The sequence below is a fragment of the Lutibacter sp. genome (assembly GCF_046055765.1).
In the GTDB taxonomy this organism is placed as follows: Bacteria; Bacteroidota; Bacteroidia; order Flavobacteriales; family Flavobacteriaceae; genus Lutibacter.
Genome location: NZ_JASFZF010000068.1, coordinates 1 through 5,022, shown reverse-complemented (window position 1 = coordinate 5,022; position 5,022 = coordinate 1). Strand labels below are relative to the sequence as shown.

The 5,022-nt window shown below is 29.1% G+C and carries 4 protein-coding genes; all 4 read left to right on the top strand.

All coding sequences use genetic code 11. The features are described 5' to 3' along the window. Positions 1 to 556, top strand: a 556-nt coding sequence (locus tag QM495_RS07045; protein ID WP_408671406.1) for a hypothetical protein, incomplete at its 5' end; no start/stop codon positions are given. Between the two features lie 13 nt (positions 557 to 569). Continuing rightward, complete coding sequence (locus QM495_RS07040) at positions 570 to 1,988, top strand: agmatine deiminase family protein (RefSeq protein WP_408671405.1); 1,419 nt, start codon at positions 570 to 572, stop codon at positions 1,986 to 1,988. 318 nt (positions 1,989 to 2,306) lie between these two features. After that, the gene (locus QM495_RS07035; protein WP_408671404.1) at positions 2,307 to 4,607 is read left to right on the top strand and encodes a hypothetical protein; all 2,301 of its coding nucleotides are present in this window, start codon (positions 2,307 to 2,309) and stop codon (positions 4,605 to 4,607) included. A gap of 11 nt (positions 4,608 to 4,618) precedes the next feature. Next, on the top strand, positions 4,619 to 5,022 hold a 404-nt coding region (locus QM495_RS07030), incomplete at its 3' end, for a hypothetical protein (RefSeq protein WP_408671403.1).

The following is a 5,022-nucleotide window of genomic DNA, read 5'->3' as shown; positions in this document are numbered from 1 at the left end:
AGCGCGAACACTTAGAAGTGCTGATAAAAGATACAGAGAAAGAACAAAAGCACGAACACTTAGAAGTGCTGATAAAAGATATAGAGAAAGAACAAAAGCACGAACACTTAGAAGTGCAGATAAAAGATACAGAGAAAGAACAAAAGCACGAACACTTAGAAGTGCTGATAAAAGATATAGAGAAAGAACAAAAGCACGAACTCTAAATACAATTCAGAACGATAAACCTGTACAAGTAACAACTAAAGGGAATAATAAGGTAAAACCTTCGACTAATTTAGATACTAGATTTTTTAAAGTGCAAAATTACCAAACCATTCAAATAGCTAAAAGTAAATTCCAATTAACGGCGCCACTTATAATTGGTGAAAATAAAACTGAACTCATAAATTATAATTGGACCGTTAAGAATAACAAACAAAATAAAGAAGATAAATTTACTGGAAAAACCATTAATTATAATTTTGATGTTAGCGGCACTTATCAAATTGAAATAACACCCGTTGTTAACAACAAAAAATTAAGTTCATACCATCTCAATATTATTTGTAATTAAAAAATAATATTGTATGAACCTAAAGCTAGGTATTTCACTACTTATTTTCTTCTCTTCTTGGTTTGGTTATAGTCAAGTTTCAAATCCAAGACACCCAGCAGAATGGGAAGAAATAAGTAGCGTTATTATGGAGTTTCGTTATTTTAAGAAACCAAACTCCAGTTGGGATGAAGCTTTAGATCCTTTTATAAAAACAACAAAAGCATGCATTGAAGAAGGTATTAATTTATATATTATAAAGCCGTCAAACAACAGTAAATATTCTTATCAAGCCAATTTAGATTCCATTTTAAAAAGCAGAAATATAAGTTCACCTTTTGTACATATTATTTCAAAAGATACTATTTTAGATGCTTACCCTTGGGTAAGAGACCACGGTATGAATTTTGTTTACAAAAATGATGTTGAGCAAGCGTATTTATATAATTTTTCTAAAGATTATACAGGAGATTTTATTGCAAAACAATTGAATTATCCAAATGCCATAATAACTCCAAAAATTAATAAGAATGATTATTATACCGATGGTGGTAATTTTTTAACAGATGGACACGGGACATTTAACATAGCTACAACAGATATTACAGAAGATTTACCAACTAGTTTAGCGTTGAAATATGATTACTTTTACAAATATTTTGGAATACGCAAAACATTAAATGTACTGGTCCCTTTTGTTCACGTAGATTATTTTTTAAAATTAATTAACGAAGAAACTGCTATTATATCTTATATTCCTAATAACAATTATGACATATCAATAGATGAATATTCTAATCATCAATATTATATAGACCAAGCTGCAATTTCAATATCTCAATATTTAAAATCTGCTTATGGAAGAGAATTAAAACTTATTCCTATACAAAATGCTCCAACTACTTATGATAAAAAAACGGAAACTATTTTGCATACTTCAAAAGCAACTTATACCAACTCTTTAATTTTGAATAAAACAGTTTTGGTACCTCAATATAGTATGAAGCCTTTTGATTCTTTAGCAATAAATACGTATAAAAAAGCAATGCCCGGATATAAAATAGTTGGTGTAAATTGTAAACGATACGGACAATATTACGGTGCAATACATTGTTTAACCCAAGAAATTTATACAAATAATCCTATTTATATAAAACATAAGTGGTATCAAGGAATTGTAAAAAATAATTTGAATGGATTTCCTATAAGTCTGGTTGCAAAATCATCAGATGGTATTTTAGAAGCAATTTTATATTGGAAAACTAATGAAACTAAATCCTATCAATCTCTTCAAATGAAAAATATTGAAAATGATGCTTTTGAAGCCCTTATTCCTACTGAAAAAAGTGGAACAACAATTAATTACTATATAAAAATTCAAAATAATAATGGCAAAGTAATTAAGAAGCCAATGGTTGCACCAAAATATTCCTATAGCTTTATTATCGAATAATTTTTTTTAATATAAGACTTTATAGAAAGCTTCATATTTAGCAGTAATTCCCCGTTTAACAATTATGTTTTAATAATGCTTTATGCAACTGGGCAATAATTTATAGGAGGCTTTAGATGTAAAGGATTAATTATTAGCTTTAATTCAAATTCTTTATTTTTAAAAAATATTGTATATTGTAACAATTGTTACAATAGTAATAACTACTTATTAATTGAGAAAAAGTTACTAAATAGGGTAACAAAATTAATTAATGACTGATATAAAATAAAACAATTATTAATTAATTAATTAATAACTAACTAAAAAAATATTATGATGAAAAAAGCACTATTTCTTATTTTTTTTGTAATAACTTTTATAAGTTATTCTCAAGAAAAATCAGTTGATTTAAGTTTGTCTTCTGGGATTTCAACACCTTCATCCAATTTTAGTGACAATTCTTATGCTTCCAACGGAAGTTTCTATCAATTTGCTGGGGGCTATTACTTTTCAAAAGTTGGTTTAGGATTTTCCTTAGGTCAAATTATAAATGCAACAAGTAGTAATTTAAGCAATTTCACAAACTCACTCGATTTTGCAACTACTAACACCTCTGATGATTGGAAAATAACCTATTATGGTGTTGGACCAGAGTTTAAAACTTCTTTCAATAAAATGGAAGTGAAATTTTTAATTAGAACGGGTATAATGAACATTAAACCTGTAACTCTAAAAAGTAGTTTTAGTGAAAATATTGATATTGCAATTCCTATTTATGGTTTAACTACAACTAAAACTTCTAAAATTTCTTATTATTCTACAGCCGTTAAGGTAGGTTATAATATAACTCAAAATTTAAATGTATTTGCAACTGCAGATTATTTATCAGCACTTTCAAATGAATTAACTATTACAGAAAAAACAATTGTAGATACAAATGGAAATGGTATAATTGATAGAGAAGATTTTTTAAAATTAGATGCTGCATCCGTAACTTTTGATGAAACCGTAACAACAATAAAACCACAAACTACTAATTTTGGTATTGGTATAAATTATTCTTTTGGAATTCCTAAAAACGATAATGCAAGAGCAGCCATTTTAGATTTTCAAAAACCAGATAAAGTTAAAAAAAGTGATGTTGGTGGACAAACTCACGGCCAACATAACAGAGGTAGAGCTCCTGGTTCTATTGGTGCTGCTTCTACTCCATCTCAAAATACCAAAACTAAACGAAAAAGACCTGGAAGAACAAAATATTCAAACATTACCTTAAAAAGAGATAAACTTCACGAAGAAAATAATATGCAAGGTGAAAATCCACTATATAATGGTAAAGAAAGAATTTCTATTATTTTAACAAATCCTGCAAAAGAAAAAGCTGATAAAAAAAATAAACAACGAAAACTCGTTAATATACTTCCTAAAAACAATAGTAATTTTAATACTGAAAATGAAATTAAAAATTTCAGTTGGAAAGTTATTGGTGAACGAATTATACAACCCCAATATATCATTGAAATTTCAAAAGTTGGAAACAATCATAATCAAGAATGGATTTTAATTGCAAAAACAACTAAACCTAACTTAAGTTTAACTGAACTTTTTAAACAAAATAGTTCTTCATCAAGAGTTAGCGAACGTTTACGGCATAAAGACCGAGCAGTGTTTACTGATGGTAACTACCAATGGAAAGTTACTGAAACTACAACAGGTACTTCTTCAAACCACACCTATTTTACTATGACCCAATGTGAAATAGATTTTACAATTTCAAATGAAGAAATTGAGTGTTTAGGATACGAAGGAGAAAATAGAAAATTTAAAATTTGCTTTGACTCAACTTATTCAAGCAGTTCAGGAGATCTAACATTTACATTGCCAAATGGGCTGACAGTTTACGACCAAACATATGCTACATTATCGCATACATTGGTTAGTCCAAACCCAACACTTGTTTCACAAGTTGGCGCAACTACCTCAACAATAAGTTATTGCTTTGAAGTAACTGTTTCAGCAAGTGTAACCTCTATAGGTTTTGGATTGCAAGGCGATGATTTAGATCCAGGCCCAATTACTTGTCAACCAGGAGTTAGTCAATTATTTGATGAATTACCAAGTTGTTTATGTGATGAGTGTGAAGAAGTTGAATTATCTTTTGATAACTTCAATATTACACCAAATGCTGGAACAGGAAATCAGTTTAATTTTAATGGCAATATTAATGTAAATGTTCCTATTTATGGCATTGAATTTCAAGTACAATCTTATTCATATACTGCAAATCCTTCAGCTTGTACAGAAGGTGTTAGCAGTATTGAAGAATCTGGTATGATTTTAATGCCTGGTACTTCAATCAATGGTTCAACAACATTGCAATTATTTAATGAAACAGCATCAGGAAGTGCTAGTTCTAACAATAATGCTACAAAAGATATTAAGTATACGAGTAATTCACCATTAACAGGTCCAATACCTATAAACTTAACCATTGGCTTGCCTGGCCCGCTATCTGGGCTCGATCCCAGCTGCTGTGTAATTGATTACACCGTATGCATAAAGGTAAAAGTGTTTTATGATGAAGGTAATTGTAAATCTTGTGTATTTACGCATTGCTTCGAATTTAATAACCAATAAAAATTACTATCATGAAAAATAAAATATATACATTCAAAACATATATGTTGCTAGTATTTTTATTCGCAACTACCTTAGGATACTCACAAATAGTATTAAATACTTCTCCAAATACTGATACTTGTAATTTAAGTGGAGATAATGTTACCGTTTCTGTACCATCAGAAGCTTTAACAGGTGATAATATTGCTTTAAATATTACTTTACCTGGAAGTTATGATGCTGGCTGTGTAAAAACAGTAAGTATTACAAACTCATCTAATTTAGTATTTCAAAGTTCGGGGGCCATTCCTTTTACAAATATGGGAGGTGGAACCTACCAAAATAACCCATCGCCTACTTTAAATGGTAATGACGGCCATAATTTTAATGTGTTCTATAAATTTCCAGGTTATACAACTTGTAATGGAACTGT

Excerpts from the sequence above, each read along its gene's own strand:
- QM495_RS07040 (WP_408671405.1), top strand. The coding sequence starts at position 570 with ATGAACCTAAAGCTAGGTATTTCACTACTTATTTTCTTCTCTTCTTGG.
- QM495_RS07035 (WP_408671404.1), top strand. The coding sequence starts at position 2,307 with ATGAAAAAAGCACTATTTCTTATTTTTTTTGTAATAACTTTTATAAGT.